The sequence below is a fragment of the Micromonospora parva genome, from assembly GCF_000718515.1.
Taxonomy (GTDB): domain Bacteria; phylum Actinomycetota; class Actinomycetes; order Mycobacteriales; family Micromonosporaceae; genus Micromonospora; species Micromonospora parva.
The window spans coordinates 120511-136983 of record NZ_JNZS01000001.1 but is presented as its reverse complement, the minus strand read 5'-3'; the positions used below and the strand labels follow the sequence as shown (position 1 = coordinate 136983).

At 73.2% G+C, this 16473-nt stretch carries 17 protein-coding genes; 11 read left to right on the top strand and 6 right to left on the bottom strand.

Features of this window, described 5'->3' with window-relative positions:
* Genes IF22_RS0100605 through IF22_RS0100555 form a run of 11 tightly spaced genes read left to right on the top strand, consistent with a single transcriptional unit; the run spans position 1 to position 10481 of the window.
* Positions 1-483: a phage tail protein gene (locus IF22_RS0100605; protein WP_030327509.1), complete on the top strand. Its 483-nt coding sequence runs from the start codon at positions 1-3 to the stop codon at positions 481-483.
* On the top strand, positions 458-1903 hold the full coding sequence (locus IF22_RS0100600; RefSeq protein WP_030327507.1) for a hypothetical protein: 1446 nt from the start codon (positions 458-460) through the stop codon (positions 1901-1903). Before IF22_RS0100605 ends, IF22_RS0100600 begins: the two co-directional genes overlap by 26 nt.
* Positions 1903-2772: a CIS tube protein gene (locus IF22_RS0100595; protein WP_030327506.1), complete on the top strand. Its 870-nt coding sequence runs from the start codon at positions 1903-1905 to the stop codon at positions 2770-2772. Before IF22_RS0100600 ends, IF22_RS0100595 begins: the two co-directional genes overlap by 1 nt.
* On the top strand, positions 2769-4361 hold the full coding sequence (locus tag IF22_RS0100590) for a contractile injection system protein, VgrG/Pvc8 family (protein ID WP_030327505.1): 1593 nt from the start codon (positions 2769-2771) through the stop codon (positions 4359-4361). Before IF22_RS0100595 ends, IF22_RS0100590 begins: the two co-directional genes overlap by 4 nt.
* Positions 4358-4699, top strand: coding sequence for a hypothetical protein (locus tag IF22_RS0100585; RefSeq protein WP_245233472.1), 342 nt, complete (start codon positions 4358-4360; stop codon positions 4697-4699). The genes IF22_RS0100590 and IF22_RS0100585 overlap by 4 nt, the downstream gene beginning before the upstream one ends.
* Positions 4696-5130, top strand: a complete 435-nt coding sequence (locus IF22_RS0100580; RefSeq protein WP_030327502.1) for a GPW/gp25 family protein — start codon at positions 4696-4698, stop codon at positions 5128-5130. Before IF22_RS0100585 ends, IF22_RS0100580 begins: the two co-directional genes overlap by 4 nt.
* On the top strand, positions 5127-7814 hold the full coding sequence (locus tag IF22_RS0100575) for a putative baseplate assembly protein (protein ID WP_030327501.1): 2688 nt from the start codon (positions 5127-5129) through the stop codon (positions 7812-7814). Before IF22_RS0100580 ends, IF22_RS0100575 begins: the two co-directional genes overlap by 4 nt.
* A complete protein-coding gene (locus IF22_RS0100570) occupies positions 7795-8310 on the top strand; it encodes a phage tail protein (protein ID WP_030327500.1) in 516 nt (171 codons plus the stop codon). The genes IF22_RS0100575 and IF22_RS0100570 overlap by 20 nt, the downstream gene beginning before the upstream one ends.
* Positions 8307-9236: a hypothetical protein gene (locus tag IF22_RS0100565; RefSeq protein WP_030327499.1), complete on the top strand. Its 930-nt coding sequence runs from the start codon at positions 8307-8309 to the stop codon at positions 9234-9236. The genes IF22_RS0100570 and IF22_RS0100565 overlap by 4 nt, the downstream gene beginning before the upstream one ends.
* On the top strand, positions 9233-9694 hold the full coding sequence (locus tag IF22_RS0100560; protein WP_030327498.1) for a hypothetical protein: 462 nt from the start codon (positions 9233-9235) through the stop codon (positions 9692-9694). Before IF22_RS0100565 ends, IF22_RS0100560 begins: the two co-directional genes overlap by 4 nt.
* Positions 9695-9719: 25 nt before the next feature.
* The gene (locus tag IF22_RS0100555) at positions 9720-10481 is read left to right on the top strand and encodes a hypothetical protein (RefSeq protein WP_030327496.1); all 762 of its coding nucleotides are present in this window, start codon (positions 9720-9722) and stop codon (positions 10479-10481) included.
* Here the strand turns inward: IF22_RS0100555 and IF22_RS0100550 are convergent.
* From IF22_RS0100550 to IF22_RS0100525, 6 genes are read right to left on the bottom strand one after another with little or no spacing between them, the layout of a single operon-like run.
* On the bottom strand, positions 10473-11321 hold the full coding sequence (locus IF22_RS0100550) for a DUF6807 domain-containing protein (protein ID WP_030327495.1): 849 nt from the start codon (positions 11319-11321) through the stop codon (positions 10473-10475). The two genes, IF22_RS0100555 and IF22_RS0100550, sit on opposite strands and share 9 nt — an antisense overlap.
* On the bottom strand, positions 11318-12022 hold the full coding sequence (locus IF22_RS0100545) for a hypothetical protein (RefSeq protein WP_209444448.1): 705 nt from the start codon (positions 12020-12022) through the stop codon (positions 11318-11320). The genes IF22_RS0100550 and IF22_RS0100545 overlap by 4 nt, the downstream gene beginning before the upstream one ends.
* Positions 12006-12893 carry a carbohydrate ABC transporter permease gene (locus IF22_RS0100540; RefSeq protein WP_030327492.1) on the bottom strand — a complete coding sequence of 296 codons (888 nt, stop codon included), beginning with the start codon at positions 12891-12893 and terminating at the stop codon, positions 12006-12008. Before IF22_RS0100540 ends, IF22_RS0100545 begins: the two co-directional genes overlap by 17 nt.
* Positions 12893-13876, bottom strand: a complete 984-nt coding sequence (locus tag IF22_RS0100535; protein WP_030327490.1) for a carbohydrate ABC transporter permease — start codon at positions 13874-13876, stop codon at positions 12893-12895. The genes IF22_RS0100540 and IF22_RS0100535 overlap by 1 nt, the downstream gene beginning before the upstream one ends.
* Before the next feature lie 30 nt (positions 13877-13906).
* The gene (locus IF22_RS0100530) at positions 13907-15253 is read right to left on the bottom strand and encodes an ABC transporter substrate-binding protein (protein WP_030327489.1); all 1347 of its coding nucleotides are present in this window, start codon (positions 15251-15253) and stop codon (positions 13907-13909) included.
* 19 nt (positions 15254-15272) lie between these two features.
* Positions 15273-16403 carry a LacI family DNA-binding transcriptional regulator gene (locus tag IF22_RS0100525; RefSeq protein WP_036410513.1) on the bottom strand — a complete coding sequence of 377 codons (1131 nt, stop codon included), beginning with the start codon at positions 16401-16403 and terminating at the stop codon, positions 15273-15275.
* Positions 16404-16473 lie beyond the last annotated feature (70 nt).

Sequence of the window (16473 nt, the reverse complement as noted above, 5' to 3'; positions counted from 1 at the left end):
ATGCCCACCACCGCGACCCCGCAACCCGGCGCGCCGGTCGACCCGTACCGGGCGTACAACTTCCGCCTGCTCATCAACGGTGTCACCAACGGTCACTTCACCGAGATGACCGGGTTGGAGGTGAACATTCCCGGGCAGCCGTACCGGGAGCACGGCCTGGGTCGGATGCGGATGGTGCCCGGTCAGGCCGAGTACGAGCCGGTGACGCTGCACTTCGGCCTCACCGCCTCCCGCGAGCTGTGGGACTGGGTGAACGCCACCGCCCAGGGCACCCTCAACCGGCGCAACGTCTCAGTGGTGCTGCTCGACTCGGTGGGCACCGCCGAGGTGCTGCGCTGGAACCTGATCGACGCGTGGCCGACCCGGTGGCGCGGCGCGCACCTCAACACCCTCAGCCACGAGATCGCCATCGCCTCGCTGACCCTGCGGTACGAGGGCCTGGAGCTGGAGACCGGCGGTGCCACCGCGCCGACGCCCGCGTAGCTGGCTGGCCGGCCGACTGCGTTCGGCGGCAGGGGCGGTGCAGCGCCTCGCCGGGCGGGTCGAGCCGGACGGGCACCTGCCGTCGCCGTCGCCGCTGTCGCAGCCGCCGGTGGCGACGCCGCGTCGTTTCGGGGAGCCGCCGCGGCACTGGCTGGACCTGGTCGCCGCCCACGCGCCCGGCCTGCTGCACGACCTGGACCTCGACCCGTCCCGGGCCGAGGCCGGGGATGGGCGGCCGGGCGGATCGACGGGCCGGGTCGACACCGCCTCCCCGGACCCCGGCGCGTTCAGCCGGTTTTCCGGGTCCGGCCGGGCCGGCGGGCACGACGGCGAGGTCGACGCGGACGCACCCGTCAGCGCGGGCGGCGGGACGGGCCGGCGGGGTCGCGGTCCGCGCGGGGACACCGGGCCGACCAGGTCGCCTGCCGGGCACCGGAGCGGCCGGCCGGTCCGCTGGTCACCGCGCGGTGACTACCCCGACGGTACGAGGGCCGGTGACCAGCCCGACGGTACGGGGGCCGGTGCCGCCGGCCGGTCCGGTGGCGGGGCTTCGCCGTCCCGTTCGGACACGACATCGCCGCCCACCGGCGCGACCTGGCCCGACGTGTGGGCCGAATCGGCCGGGCCGATGGGACCGGGCGCGGCGGTGCCCCCGGTACGACCGGCGGACCAGGGCACCAGCACCGCCGTCGACGCCACGGCCCTCGACGCGAGCGGACTGCCCGGGTCGGCGCCGCAGCCGGTCCGCTCCATGGTTTTCCGAGCGCAGAGTCCATCCGGCAGCCGGCCCCGCCGGCCGGAGCCCGAACCTACCCGCACCACCGCACGCCCGTCCCGGGGCGCACCCTGGCCCGGCATGGTCGACCACGGTCCCGGGCGTTCCGCCGACTCGCCCGCCGCATCTCCCACCGCCACCCGGAGCACCGGTGGCCACGACGGGTCCCCCGGCGACTCGGACGGTCCGCCCCGGCCCGGAACGGACCAGCGCGGCCGGCGTGCCGGCGCACCGAGCGCGGACCGGTCGGCGCGCGTGGACTCGGCGACGTGGTCCGGGCGTCCGGCCTGGCCGGACCTGGGCGGGGCCGACGCATCCGGGACCGGCCGCACCGCGACGCATGGCTGGGACGCGCCCACCGCCGGGCGCGGGGACGTGACGCGCGTCGGCGACGGTGACCGCTGGCTGGACCTGCCCGGCGAACGGACGCGGTCCGGGCGACCGGCCGCCCTGCCCGACCCCGGGTGGGACACCGTCGGCGGCGGACGGGCGACGGGCTTTGCGACGCCGACGCCGGTCGGGTCGGCGCGGGGCGACGACCCGTGGCCGGCGCTGCCCGACGACAGCGCACTGTGGTCGGTCGCCGGGCCGGCGCTGGACACCGCCCAGCTGACCCGACTGGACCGGGAACAGGCGGGTGACTGATGGAACGCGTCGCCTTCCTCATCGACTCCTCGGCTGTCCGGGTGGATTGCCTGCTCAACCCGGAGACCGTGCAGGTGACCCGGCTCGCCGGGGTCCGCCAGCGGGGTGCCGGCGGCGGGCAACTCACCGGGTCCGGCCTGGCCGACGACCCGCTGGTCTTCACCGGCGGCGGTCGCACCGAGCTGGTGCTCGACCTGCTCTTCGACGTCGACTTCGTGGAGGCGCAACTGCGTCCGGCCGACGTGCGGGTGCTCACCCGTCCGCTGTGGATGCTGGCGGAGAACTCCACCGCCGAACACGGTTGGCTGCGGCCGCCGCTGGTCCGGTTGGTCTGGGGCAAGACCTGGAACGTGCCCGGTGTGATCATCGCGGTGGCGGAACGCTTCGACGCGTTCACCGGCACCGGGTCACCGCGACGGTCCTGGCTGCGGCTGAAGCTGGTCCGCGCCGCCGAGACGGCCGACCAGGCCGAGGCCGGCTTCGCCGAGGAGCTGGCCGCCGCGAGCACCCCTACCGCCGCGCCGGGCAGCGCGGTGATCGCCGCCGGTGACGGTGCGGCCGAGCCGGGTCGCTCCGGCGTACGGTTCGACCTGCTGGCCAATGACGCGCTCGGCTCGCCGCTGCGCTGGCGGCTGCTGGCCGAACACAACCGGATCACCGACCCCCTCGCGGTGCCGGCCGGCACCACCCTCGCCGTCCCACCCGTCGCCGGCACCGGCACGACAGTCGGCGGTGCGATGACCGGGGTGGCCCGGACGGTGGCCGGTGCGGTGGGCGCGGGAGCGTCGTACCTGGACGCCGCCCTCGCCGACGCGCCGTGGAACGCGGTGACCGGCCCGCCCGCGAGCACCACCGGGGGTGTGCCGTGACCAGCGTCGCGCCCCGGGCGTTGACCGTCCGGCTCGACGGCGTCGAGCTGGTCGGCGCCGCTCGTCAGCGGATCCGGTCACTGCGGGTGGCGGCCCGCCTCGACCAGCCCACCCAGGCCGAGCTGGTGCTCGCCACCACCGCCGGGGTCGGCGCGTTCGACCCGGCGGTACGCCCCGGCACGGCGCTCGACGTACGGCTCGCCGACCACACGGACGCCCTGTTCACCGGTGAGGTCACCGGCGTGGAGGTGGAGTACGCGGCCGACGGGGCGGCGGTGCTGCGGTTGCGGGCGTACGACCCGCTGCACCGGTTGCGCAAACGGCAGGGGTTGCGGGTGTTCACCTCGGTGACCGCCGTCGAGCTGGCCCGGGAGCTGTGCGACGCGGTGGGGCTGACGGTGACCGCCGAGGATGACGGCCCCCGGTTGGAGCGGCTGCTCCAGCACCGGCACAGCGATCTGGAGTTGCTGCGCGAGGTGGCCGGCCGGGCCGGCCTGCACCTGGCCGCCGACGGTGACGGGGTCCGGCTGGTCACCCTCGCCGGTTACGGGGAACCGGTCGTGTTGACGCTCGGCGCGGGGGTGCACACCCTGCGACTGTCCACCAACACCGATCAGGCCAGTGGTGCCAGCGCCGCGCTGGGTTGGCATCCGCAGCGGGCCGAGGTGATCAGCCAGCAGGTCGACGAGGCCCGTTGCGGCAGGCCCGCCGACGACCGCCCGGATCCGGCCGACGTGGGTGCCGGCGGGGTTCGCACCGCAGTGGACCAGCCCGGCCGCAGCGACGACGAGTTGGCGGCGTTGGCCCAGGCCCGCCTGGACACCCGGGCGGCGACGCTGGTCACCGCCGAGGGGGTGGCCGAGGGCGATCCGGCGCTGCGTCCGGGCCGCCGCGTCGACCTGGGTGGGGTGCCGGACCCGGTCGCCGGGGCGTACGTGCTGACCGAGGTGGTGCACACGGTGGACGGCAACGGGCACCTGACCCGGTTCTCCACGGTGCCGCCGGCCATCCCGGCGGGCCCGACCGGCGGCGCGGTGGTCACCCTCGGCACGGTCACCGAGGTCGCCGACCCGGACGGGTTGGGCCGGGTCCGGTTGACCCTGCCGGCGTACGGGGACCTGGACGCCGGCTGGCTCGCCGTGCTCTGTCCCGGTGCCGGGCCGGGCAAGGGCCTCGTGGCGCTTCCCGACCCGGACGACACCGTGCTGGTGGTGCTGCCCGGCGGGGAGCCGGCCTCGGGCATCGTGCTCGGTTCGCTGTTCGGCGCGGTCGAGCCGTACGACGCGGGCATCGACGACGGAAAGGCCCGCCGTTGGACGATGCGCACCGCCGGCGGGCAGTCGATAGTCGTCGACGACGTGCGGCGCAGCCTGCGGCTGGCCACCGAGGGCGGCAGCTTCCTGGAGTTGACCCCCGACCTGGCCACCCTGCACGCGGCGTCCGACCTGGTGATCTCCGCACCCGGTCGGGCCATGGTGGTGCGCGCCCGCAGCGTGGACTTCCTGCACGCCGAGTCGACCGAGGACCCGAGCACCGCGGCGGAGCAGGCCCGAACGCTTGCCCACGCCCATCAGCAAGGAGGCGGATGATGCGGTGGATCCACCGGGACTCCGTGATCACCTGCGATCACGACGGCCGGGTCGAGAACCGACCCTCGCGGCAGTGGGTGACAGTCACCGGCGTGCCCGTGCTCGTCGACGACGACCCGGAGGGACGAAAGATCGTCGCCTGCCCGAACTACGGCCCGACCATCAAGCCGTGCACGCAGACGTTGACGGTCCGGGTCGGCTACAGCGTCTGGGTGCGCGTGGACGGGCACCGGGTGGTGCTGTCGCACCTGGAGGGTTTCACCAACGGCACACCGCCGGGGCTGGTCACGCACACCGTGCGCGACCCGGCTCAGGGGTTCCTGGGGGCGGACCGATGAGGGCGTTCCGCTTCGTCGGCGCCGGCTTCGACGCCGGCCGTACCGGCGGGTTGGCGCTGACCGCGGCCGGCGGCCTGGCGATGACCGACGGCGACGAGAGCGTACGGCAGGCGTTGTTCCTGCTCCTGTCGACCACACCGGGTGAGCGGCTGATGCGACCCGGGTACGGCTCCCGGCTGCACCGACTGGTCTTCGCGCCCAACGACGACACCACCGCCGGTCTGGCCATCCACTATGTCCGGCAGGCCATCGCCCGGTGGGAGCCCCGGGTCGAGGTGATCGACACCGACGCCGGGCCGGACCCGGACGACGCGTGGCGGTTGGTGATCCGGTTGGACTACCGGGTGCGGGCCAGCCTGACACCGGGGCAACTGGTCTTCTCCGTCGACCTGCTTCCGGCCGACGAACCCACCCAGGGAGGAGCGTCATGACGCTGCCCGTGCCGCACCTGGACGATCGCGGCTTCCTCGACCTGGTCACCGAGGCCCGGGAACGGATCCGGCAGTCCTGCCCGGCGTGGACCGACCTGTCGGCGCACGACCCCGGGATGGCGCTGGTGGAGACATTCGCGCACCTCACCGAGGTGATGATCTACCGGTTGAACCAGTTGCCGGAGAAGGCGTACGTCTCGTTCCTGAACCTGCTCGGGGTCACCCGGCACGCGCCGACCGCCGCCTGGGCGGACGTCCGGTTCACCCGCACCGGCACCGACCGCGCGGCGGTGCGGATCCCGGCCGGTCTGCGGGTCGCGGCGGCCCGCGGCGCGGACCCCCGGCCGGTCGTGTTCGTCACCACCGAGCCGACGGTGCTGCCGGCCGACGAGACGTCGGTGACGGTCCGGATGCACCACTGCGAACCGGTCGAGGCGGAACTGCTCGGTGTGGGCACCGGTCAGCCGGGGCAGGTGCTGCGCGCGGCGCACGCGCCGCTGACGCACACCGCCGAGGCGCTGGACCTGCTGCTCGGGGTGGAGGTGCCGGCCGGCACGGTCGAACTGGGCGCGGCGGCCCGCGAGCACGACGGTCGCACGTTCGAGATCTGGCAGCCGGTGGAGAGCTTCGCCGGGCTCGGCCCGCACGCCAAGGCGTACCTGGTCGACCGCTGTTCGGGCACCGTCACCTTCGCCCCGGCCCTCGACCTGCGACCCGCCGCCGGGGCTACCACAGTGGCCGAGCCCGCGCCGACGTCGGTCACCGTCGCGGTCGTGCCGCCGGCCGGGCGGCAGGTCCGGCTCTGGTACCGCGCCGGTGGCGGGCCCACCGGCAACGTGGCGGCGGGCACGCTGAGCACCCTGCGCGACCCACTGCCCGGGGTACGCGTCGACAACCCCGCCCCGGCAGCCGGCGGCCGGGAGATGGAGGCGCTGGAATCGGTGCTGCTGCGCGGCCCGTACGAGTTCTTCGCCCAGCAGCGGGCGGTCACCGCCCGCGACTTCGAGGTCCTCGCGACCAGCTCCGGGGCGGTGGCGCGGGCACGGGCGTTCACCCGTGCGGCGGTGTACAGCTTCGCCCGGCCGGGCGAGGTCGAGGTGGTGCTGGTGCCGTACGTGCCGGAGGCGGCCCGTCCGGGCGGTCGACTGCCGGTGGCGGTGCTGCGGGAGCACGAGGTGCCCGAGGCGCGCCACCGGGTCGAGGCGGACCTGGAGGAACGCCGGATGGTCGGCATCCGCTCCCGGGCCACCTGGGCGCGGTTCAAGGCGGTGTCGGTACGCGCCCGGGTGGTGGTCCGCCGTGAGGAGGACGTGGACGCGGTCCGTCGCCGCATCCACGACCGGTTGCACCAGACGTTGAGCCCGCTGCCGACCGCGCTCAACCCGACCGGCTGGCCGTTCGGTGAGCCGTTGCGGGCGTCCAACGTGTACCGGCTGCTGGAGCACGCCGAGCCGGGGGTCCGCTACGTCGAGTCGGTGCGGTTCGTTGTCGACGAGGCGCCCGACGCCGACGTGCGGGCCCTCGCCGTCGACCAGTACCAGCCGCGCACCTGGTACGCCGGGCGCGGGGCGGTGCTGTTCCGCTCCAGCAACGGCGGCGCGGGGTGGGAACCGGCCGGTCGTTTCGACGACGAGACGGTGCTGCGGGTGGCGCCCGCGCCCGCGCCGGTGCGGCCGGGCATCGTCGCCCGCCCCGGTTCGGTGGCAGTGGTGACGCTGCGGGCCTCGGGCGGCTCCCGGGTGCACCTGAGCGCCGACCTGGGCGAGACGTGGTCGCTGCTCACCGACCTGGACTCGCGGATCTCCGACGTCTCGTGGCTGGACCGCGACGGCGCGGGCGCGCTGCTGGTGGCGACCGACACCGGCCTGTACGAGGTGTCGCTGCTGCCCGGCGCGGTGCCGTTGCAGATCCTGGTCGACCCGTCCGACGCCGACCGGGGCTTCTACGCGGTCCGCACGTTCGTCTCCGAGCGGGGCGCGCCGGGTGTGGCGGTGGCCGCCCAGGCCGGCTTCGGGGTGTACCTGTCGACCAGCGGCGGCCGACCCGGCAGCTTCACCCACGTCGGACTGGCCAACGTGGACAACCGGGTGCTCGCCGTGCAGTACGACGGCCCGGCCACCCTGCTGTGGAGCGGCGCCGGCGAGCCGGACCCGAAGAAACCCGGCCAGGGTTGCCACCGCACCCGGCTGTTCGAGTCCGACGTGAAGTGGCAGTCGATGCAGGCCGGGTGGATCGGCGGCACCTGCCGGGACCTCGCGTTCGCCGGCCAGCAGGCGGTGGCGGCCACCCAGAGCGGCGGGGTGCTGCGGTTGGACACCCTAGCCGCCCAACCGCAGTGGCAGGCGGTGTCGGTCAACTCCGGGTTGCCGTTGCGGGACCGGACCCGGTTCGTGCCGGTCGACGCCATCGCGATCAGCGGCCCGACATCCGGCAGCACGGGCGCGCCGGGCGCGCCGGGCGTGGCGGGTGCGGCGGGTGCGGCGGCCGGCGGCACCGGCGCGGCGGAGCGGCTGATCCTGGCCGGCGGGGAACGCGGCGTGCACCGCAGCGCCGACGCCGTCACCTGGACGCCCAGCGCCAACCAGGCCACCGCCGACGTGGTGACCGTCCCGGATACCTGGCTGCTCTGCTCCGGCGAGCACGACATCGAGGTGGTGCGCCAGGATGCGACGCTCGGCGATTGAACGGTTGCTGCCCGCCGCCTACCAGCGGGCCTGCGTGCCGGGCAGCGTGCTCTGGGCGCTGCTGGACGTGATGGAGGGGTTGCACGCCCCGGACGAGGCGATCCTCGCCGAGGTGGACGCGCTGTTCGACCCGTACCGGGCGCCGGACGGGCTGGTCGTGCGGTTGACCCGCTGGGTGGCGATGGACCACGTGGTCGCCTCGCCCCGCCCGGACGCCCCGCTGCCGCTGCCGGTGGGGCGGCTGCGGGACCTGGTGGCCAACGCCGCCCTGCTGGCCCGCTGGCGCGGCACCCCGTACGGGCTGCGCCGGGCCCTGGAGCTGGCCACCGGGACGTCGGGCTTCGTCATCGAGGAGCCCGCCGAGCGGCCCTTTCACGTCGTGGTGCGGGTGCCGGTGGCCGCCGCCGGCCAGCTCGCCGTGATCACCCGCATCGTCGAGACGGAGAAACCCGCCTCGGCCACCGTCGAGATCGTCCTGGAAGAGGAGTCGTCATGACCACCGAGTGGGCGGTCGTCGCCGCCGCCGAACAGTTCACAGTCGACCCGCGCAACTGCGGCGAGCTGACCTTCACCGTCTTCAACCCGGGCACCGCGCCGGACACGGTGGTGTTCGACGTGGCGCCCGGTGACGGCTCCCAGCGGTCGTGGTTCTCCGTCGCCGAGCCGCAGCGGGTGGTACCCGGCCAGGGCTCGGTGTCGTTCCTGGTCAAGCTCGCCGTGCCGGCCGGCACCGCGCCCCGGCGCTACGACATGACCGGGTTCGCGTACTCGGCGAACACCGCGCCGGAGGAGAGTTCCCGCTCCAGCGGCCGGGTCACGTACGAGGTGCGGGCGGTCGCGCCGCCACGGCGTACCCCATGGTTGTGGATCGCCGCCGCGGCGGCGCTGGTGCTGGTGGTGGTCGCCGTGGGGGTGGTGTTGCTGACCCGCGACGGCGAGCCGCCCCCCGGCGAGCCGCGAGTGGTCACCGTCGAGGCGGAGAGCCTGGTCCCGGGCGCGGTGGTGGACTCCCCGGCGAAGAGCGGGGCGAAGGTGGAGGCGCAACCCAACTGCTGCGGGGTGACCTGGTCCGGTGACACGCAGTTGTTCTTCCAGGGGTTGGCCATCGGCGACCGGGTCACCGTGACGGTGCAGATCCCGGCCGACGGCACCTGGCGGTTCGCCGCGGTACGCACCACCTCCCTCGACTACGCCAACACCGTGTTCACGATCGACGGCACCCAGGTCGGCGGCACGTTCCTCGGCTTCACGCCGACGGTGCGCAGGACGGAGCTGCTGGACGTCGGGACGGTGCGGCTCAGCAAAGGCCCGCACCAGGTCACGCTGCTGGTGGTGGGCAAGACGCAGGGCACGAACCGCTACTTCGCGGGGGTCGACGAGATCCGGTTCACCGAAATCGTGGCGCGGGCCGTGGCGCGATGAGCGGTCGGCAGAAGGCGCTGCTGGGGTTGCTCGCCGTCCTGCTGGTGGCGCTGTTCGTGGTCGCGGTCGGGGCGGGTCGCGGCGACCGGGGTGATCCGGCGGCCCGGCACGGGTTGGTCGACCGGTTGGCCGCGCTGGGCGGCGAGCGTGCGGCGGTGGACCCGGCGGCGGTCGGCGCCGACTGCTTCGAGGAGCCCGGTCGGCTGGTCTTCTCCGGCACCTGCGTGCTGCGGGTCGCCGACCCGGGCGGGCTACGCACGCTGGTGTTGCGCAGCGCGGCGCCGTTCACTGTCGTCGCCCCGGCACCCGGGGACGCCGACCTCACCATCCGCGACGAGGTGGAACCGGCGGCGGACGGCACCGGCGCGGTGGCGAAGATCGCCGTCGACCAAGCCACCGAGGTGGGCCTGGTCTGCCCCGGCCTGGGCGGCTGCACTGTCGTCGTGGCCACATCCTGACCCGGGCTGAGAGGAAGGTGTCGCCGTGGGTGACCTGCGCAAGCCGTTCCTGCTGATGGCCATGCTCGCCATCGTCCTGGCGATCGGGGTGGAGGTGGGGGCGGGGCTGCTGCTCGGCGGTGCCGACGCCGGTGCGGCCCTCGCGGACAGCGCCGGGGCGCTGGACGTGGAGATCGACGACGTGTCCGGGGTCAGCGAGCCGTCCGGGCGGGGTACCGGTTACCTCGCGCTGATCGATGCGGTGGCGGTCTGGAGCACCGGGCTGTTCTGCCTGGGCCTGCTGCTGCCCGAACGGGTCCAGGGTCGGGTGCAGGGCGTCGCCAGCCTGATCTTCTCGATCATCCTGATCATCGTCGGGCTGGTCGCGCTGGTGATCGCGTTCGTGGAGCTGTCCATCATGGTGTCGCTCTTCCTGGCCGTCCCCTTCGGCACCCTGGCGTACCTGGCGTTGTGGGGGTTCTTCCCGGTCGGCGAGGCGGCGGTGCTGCTCGGGCTGGTGCTGCTGCTGAAGCTGGTGTGGGCCGGGATGCTGGTGCTGGCCCAGCCGCGCTTCCTGCAGAACAAGGGCCTCGTCCTGCTGATCCTCACCACAGTGCTGTGCACTGTCGTGTTGGAGTTCCTGCACAGCCTGGTGCCGGTGATCCTGGTCAGCATCGTCGACGACGTGGCGGCGTTGGTCTTCGCCATCGTCGCGATCATCTGGGGGCTGGTGCTGCTGATCGGCTCCATCCCCGCGATCGTCAAGGCCGTCCGGGTCACCGCCGCCCTCCCCACCCGATCAATGTGAGCGGACCAGGGCCGCCACACCGTCGCGGTCGAGGGTTCCGTCGGTCACCCACACCTGGTACCGGCCGTGCCGGCTCCCGCCGGCCGGCACCACCGCCGGGCGGTCGAACGCGAACGCCACGCAGACCCCCGGATACATCGCGGTCCGCACGAACCACCTGTCGCCGTGGCCGAGGCCCGCGAAGACCAGTGTGTACGCCCCGTCGCCCGGCCCGGACCCGGTCAGCGCCAGCCACGGCGCCGCACTGCCGTTGACCGCCTGCTCCCCGGCCGCGTCGGCGGTGAACACCGCTGGTTCACCGCCGGCGACGGCCCGCCAGAAGAACCCGCCGTAGCCGGCCCCGCCGGGGCGGCCGTTGGTGGCCGGGCTGCCCAGGCGCACCGCCCGGTCGTCCGGGGCGACGAGGACGGACTCCACATCGAGCCGCCAGGCGTGCGGCGCGACCACCGACGCGGTGAGCCACCTCCGTTCGGTCAGCAGCACCGCGCCGGCCCGGTCGCGCCACTGGAGGTCGTGCGCGTACCGGCCCGGGGAGCGCTCCACCTCGCCGGTGTGCGCGATGACGCCGTGGTCGTCCCGCCAGGTGTAGCCGACGTCGCGGACGTAGGTGCGCCCGCCCCAGAGGTTGCTGCCGTTGACGTCCTGCACCGCGAGGGACGCGCCGAGGTGCCACACGTGGTCGTCGGGGAGCGCGTCGGTGACCACCGTTCCGCCGAGGGTACGCACCGGGTGCAGGTACGGTCGGGGCCCGTGCCGGGGGTTCAGCGCCGGGTCGAGCACGTACTCGGCCACCTCGGTGGCTCCGACGGTCAGCCGCACCGACTCCCCCACCCCGGTCATCGCAGTCCCCCACGCCCGACGCCGGCGACCGGCACCGGCTCGGCGGGGCTCGGCTGACCGACGGCCGGGACCGGTCGGCGGGCGGCGACGGCGTGCAGGGCGGCCACCGTGTAGCCGGCGAGGATCGGCACCGCGACCGGGGTGACCAGGACGGCGAGCAGCCCGGCCAGCGCGACGACCCCGGTGAGCGCGGCCCAGCGGGTGGGCGCGTCGAGGCAGGCGCGGGCGGCGCGGCGGGCCGAGGCCCGCCACCGCCCGCCCCCGTTGCCGCCCACCTCGACGACGACCAGCCCGGCGTACCCGGCCAGGCCGGCCGCGATCAGCGCGGTCACCAGCAGCGCCGCCGCGCCGCCCGGCACCCGGCCGGTGGCCAGTGCCGCCAGGTCGGCGGCGAGCAGCGCGGCGCCGCCGAGCCCGAGCAGGCTGACCGGCACACCGGGCAGTACCGCGCGGCCGAACCGGCGCACCGTCGTACGCGCCGACGGCCAACTGCCGGTCCGCGTCCAGTCGTGCACCGCCACGCTGGCCGTGCCCGCCGCCGATGCGGCGGTGAGCACTGGTGCCGCCGCGAGGGTGAGCAGGATGCCCAGCAGCGCGAGGTCGGCGGCGTCGCGGGCGACGTCGCGCCAGTCCCGCCGCCCGGTGGTGTCGTCGGGTTCGGCGGGTTCGGCCCGCGATGTCGGCTCAGCCCTTGATGCCACTGGTGTTGATCCCCTCGACGAGCATCCGTTGGAACGCGACGAAGAACAGGAAGACCGGCAGCAGCGACAGCACCGACATGGCGAACATCGGACCGACAGCGCTCTGGCTTGTCGAGTCGATGAACAGGGTCAACGCGACCGGGACCGTGTAGTCCTCCAGTTGGGACAGGAAGACCAACTGGCGGAAGAAGTCGTTCCAGGTCCAGATGAACGAGAAGATCGCCGTGGTGACCAACGCGGGGCGGCTCAGCGGCAGGATGATGTGCCGGAAGATGCCGAACGGCCCGGCACCGTCGATGCGGGCCGCCTCGTCCAGTTCCCGGGGCACGCCACGCATGAACTGCACCATGAGGAAGACGAAGAACGCCTCGGTGGCCAGGAACTGCGGGATGAGCAGCGGCAGGTACGGCCAGTCGCCGCCGACCAGCCCGAGGGCGCGGAACAGGATGTACTGCGGCACGATCAGCACGTGCTGGGGCAGCAGCAGCGTGCCGATCATGACGGCGAACCACATGCCGCGCAGCCGGAACCGCAGCCGGGCGAAGGCGTACGCGGCCAGCAGGCAGGACAGCCCGTTGCCGACGACGGTGAGCAGGCTGACCATCGCGCTGTTGAGGAAGAACCGGCCGAAGCTGACGTCGAAGTTGGACCAGCCGGCGGTGTAGTTGCCCGGGCTGAACCGCTCGGGCAGCAGCCCGACGTTGTTGACGATCTCCTCCTGGGACTTCAACGAGGTGCCCACCATCCAGATCAGCGGGTAGAGCACCACGGCGACGATCGCCAGCAGGATCAGCAGTCGCAGCACGGGGCGTCCGCCGGCTCGTCGGCGGGCGTTCGGCGCTGCTGCGGTCGTCGGGGTCACCGCCACCATCACCGGTCCTCCCCGTCGGAGTAGTGCACCCAGAACCGTCCGGTGCTGAAGAAGACCGCGGTGATGACCGCGATGGCGATCAGGAAGACCCAGGCCATCGCCGAGGCGTAGCCCATGTTGAGGTCGGTGAAGCCGGTGATGTACAGGTTCAGCGTGTACATCAGGGTGGAGTCGACCGGGCCGCCGGTGCCGTTGCTGAGCACGAACGCGGCGGTGAAGCCCTGGAAGCCGTTGATGGTCTCCAGCACCAGGTTGAAGAAGATGACCGGGGAGAGCATCGGCAGGGTGACGTCGCGGAACTGGCGGAGCCGGCCGGCCCCGTCGACCGAGGCGGCCTCGTACAGCTCGGTGGGCACCTGCTTGAGCCCGGCCAGGAAGATCACCATCGGTGCGCCGAACTGCCAGATGGCCAGCACCATCAGCGTTTCGAGGGCCCAGTCGGGGTCGTTGACCCACGGCTTGCCCGTGATGCCGAAGAGGCTCAACAGCGAGTTGAACGCGCCGTCGCGGTTGAACATGTTGACCCAGACGATGGCCAGCGCCACGCTGCCGCCGAGCAGGGACGGCAGGTAGAACAACCCCCGGAACAGCCCGACGCCGCGCCAGGCGCGGTTGAGCAGCAGCGCCACGCCGAGCGCCGCGGCCAGCTTCAGCGGTACGGCGATCAGCGCGAAGGTCAGCGTCACCCGCACCGCGTGCCAGTACGACGGGTCGGCGGTGAACATCCGCTCGTAGTTGGCCAGCCCCACCCACTCCACCTCGGAGAAGGGGGTGAGGATGTCGTAGTTGGTGAAGCTCAGGTAGAGCGACAGCAGCATGGGGATCGCCGTGACACCCATCAGACCGATGAGCCACGGCGACAGGAAGACGTACCCCGCCAGACCTTCGCTGTGCCGGAAGCGCCCGGGCCCACGCCTCTGCGGGTGGGCCCGGGCGGATCCGGGGCCGCGTCGGGTCGGGTCGGGCGCCGTGGTCAACGCCACGAACGGCTCCTCTCCTCGCCTCGGGGGCGGTCAGGCGATGGCGGACTTGCACGCCTCGACGAACTGGGCGGCGGCTTCGGCGGGGGTGGCCCGGCCGTACTGCGCGTTCTCGGCGGCCTTGATCAACTCAGACTTCACCTTGCTGTGGCCCTTGATCGGCACCTGCGGGGACTCGCCGAACTTCTGGGTCAGCTCCGCCTCGACGGCGATGGACTGCTTCATGGCCGGATCGGTGGTGTCGTCGCTGACCACCCGGCGCAGGTCCAGGTTCGACGGCAGGCCACGGTCGGTGCCGAGCAGCTTGACCGCCGCCACGTCGTTGTTCAGGAAGTTGATCACATCGATCGCGACGTCCTTGTTCTTGCTGCCCTTGAACACCGACCAGTACATCGACGCCCGGGCCCACTGGGCGCTGGGGTCACCGGGGTAGGCGATCACGCCCAGCTCGTCCTTGGTGTTCTTCTTCAAATCCGGCATCTGGTTGGCCCAGACCCAGGAGGTCGCCGCCTTGCCGGTGACCACCAACTGCTTGGTGACGTCGCTGGCGTTGCCCTCGTGGATGACGTCGGCGGTCGGGGTGGCCTTGCGGTCCCGGGCGCCCTTCCACAGGTCGAACCACTTGGTCACGTCCTCGGCGGTGAAGCCCAGCTCTTTGCCCTTGTAGAGGTCCTTGCCCTGCTGGCGCAGCCAGACCCAGAACGCCTTGTAGTCCGCGCTCGGGTCCTGGGTGCCGGGCACCTTTGTCTTGGCGGTGACCTGCTCGGCCCAGGCGATGTGCTGCTCCCAGCTCATCCCGGTGGTCGGCTCGGGCAGGTTGTGCTTGGTCAGCAGCGTCTTGTTGTAGACCAGTCCCTGGGTGTTCTCCCCGGCGGCCAGGCCGGCGAGCTTGCCGTCGACCACGCCGTACTGCCAGAGGCTCTTGGGGAACTTGGAGGTGTCCAGCTTGCCGGACTCCTGGTACGGGGTCAGGTCGAGCGTGGTGTTGCGGGCCGCGTACTCGGCGAGGTAGTTGTCGTCGATCTGGAACAGGTCCGGTGGGTTGCCACCGGCGGTGAGCGTGGCCAGCTTGTCGAAGTAGCCCTGGTTGGCCTGCCAGGTCTTCTCGAAGGTCACGTTGGGGTGCTTCTGGGTGTAGAGGGCCAGCGCGTCCTCGGTCAGCTTGGCCCGGGCGTCGCCGCCCCACCAGAAGATGGACAGTTTGACCGGCGCGTTCGGGTCGGCGGCGCCGCCGTCGTCTCCGCAGGCGGCGGCGCCGAACATCAGCGGTGCGGCGACCGTCACGGCGAGCAGGCCACGCAGGAGTCGCCGCCGGGGCAGCGGGGTACGGTGGGCGCGCCCGACGGGCGTGCCAGTGGTGGGGGGCGTTGCGGGGTGCATGTGCGCTCACTCCTCGGCATTAGGAGGCGACGGCGTCACCGGTGGCCGTGGTCGGGGTGCCCGGGCCCGCAGGGCAATGCGGGTCCGGGCCACGCGGCGCGGCCAGGGGACGTGCCGGCCGGGCGTACGGGCCCGGGCCGGTCGAGTCGCGGATGACCAGGTCGGTCTGGAGCATTACCTGTGCGGTGGTACGACGGACGCCGAGCGCCGTGCCGGCACCGGACCCCCGCGCACCGCGCGGTGATTCGATGTCCTGTTGCAGCAGCATGTCGACGGCCGTCCGGCCGGCGGCCCCGGTGGGTGTGGCCACCGTCGTCAGCTTGGGTCGGGTGAGCCGGCTCAGGGTGATGTCGTCGACCCCGACGACGCTCACCTCCTGCGGCACCCGGACCCCGAGCGCGTCCAGCCCTTCGATCAGGCCGATCGCCATCAGGTCGTTGTAGGCGAGCACCGCCGACACGCCGCTGCGTCGCACCTGCTCGGCGATGGCCGAGCCGCCGACCTCGGTGGGCGCGTTGGGGCCGAGCACGGTCAGCTCGGCGCCACCGGCTCGGGCGGCCGCGCTGGCGGCACGGCGCATCTCCCGGTTGGTCCATGAGCTGCGCGGGCCACCGAGCAGCGCGATGCTGCGGTGCCCCAGGCCGACCAGGTGCTCGATCGCCGATCGGGCACCCTGACCGACGTCCATCAGCACGCAGGGCAGGCCGGTCACCTGGCGGTTCACCACGACCAGTGGCACCTCGCGGCTGAGCTGCTCGATCAGGCTGTTGCTCATCCGTGGGCTGCACAGCAGCACCCCGTCGACCTGCTTGGCCAGCGCGTGGACCAGCTCTTCCTCGGCGGTCGGGTCCTCGTTGGTGTCGGCCACGAAGACGTGGTAGTCGCGGTGCCGGGCCTGGCTCTCCGCCGCCTTGATCAGCGGTGGGAAGAACGGGTTCGCGATGTCCGCGATGATCAGCCCGATGTTGTGCGTCCGCCCGGTGATCAGGGCCCGGGCGGCGCGGTTCGGCCGATAGCCCAGATCCTCCGCGCAGGCCAGCACCCGCACCCGGGTCTCCGGGTTGACCAGGTGCGGCGCGGAGAAGGTGCGGGACACGGTGGAGATGTGCACACCGGACGCCCGGGCGACGTCCCGGATGGTGACTGGCACGGCGGCCCCTTCGTCCGATGTGGTGGCGGTCACGGGTGTGGCCCATTAATGCAAACGGTTGCGCCAGTGT

Bases quoted from the DNA above. Each gene is read 5' to 3' on its own strand.
- IF22_RS0100605 (WP_030327509.1), top strand. From the start codon at position 1: ATGCCCACCACCGCGACCCCGCAACCCGGCGCGCCGGTCGACCCGTAC.
- IF22_RS0100595 (WP_030327506.1), top strand. From the start codon at position 1,903: ATGGAACGCGTCGCCTTCCTCATCGACTCCTCGGCTGTCCGGGTGGAT.
- IF22_RS0100585 (WP_245233472.1), top strand. From the start codon at position 4,358: ATGATGCGGTGGATCCACCGGGACTCCGTGATCACCTGCGATCACGAC.
- IF22_RS0100580 (WP_030327502.1), top strand. From the start codon at position 4,696: ATGAGGGCGTTCCGCTTCGTCGGCGCCGGCTTCGACGCCGGCCGTACC.
- IF22_RS0100575 (WP_030327501.1), top strand. From the start codon at position 5,127: ATGACGCTGCCCGTGCCGCACCTGGACGATCGCGGCTTCCTCGACCTG.
- IF22_RS0100570 (WP_030327500.1), top strand. From the start codon at position 7,795: ATGCGACGCTCGGCGATTGAACGGTTGCTGCCCGCCGCCTACCAGCGG.
- IF22_RS0100565 (WP_030327499.1), top strand. From the start codon at position 8,307: ATGACCACCGAGTGGGCGGTCGTCGCCGCCGCCGAACAGTTCACAGTC.
- IF22_RS0100560 (WP_030327498.1), top strand. From the start codon at position 9,233: ATGAGCGGTCGGCAGAAGGCGCTGCTGGGGTTGCTCGCCGTCCTGCTG.
- IF22_RS0100550 (WP_030327495.1), bottom strand. From the start codon at position 11,321: ATGACCGGGGTGGGGGAGTCGGTGCGGCTGACCGTCGGAGCCACCGAG.
- IF22_RS0100540 (WP_030327492.1), bottom strand. From the start codon at position 12,893: ATGGTGGCGGTGACCCCGACGACCGCAGCAGCGCCGAACGCCCGCCGA.
- IF22_RS0100530 (WP_030327489.1), bottom strand. From the start codon at position 15,253: ATGCACCCCGCAACGCCCCCCACCACTGGCACGCCCGTCGGGCGCGCC.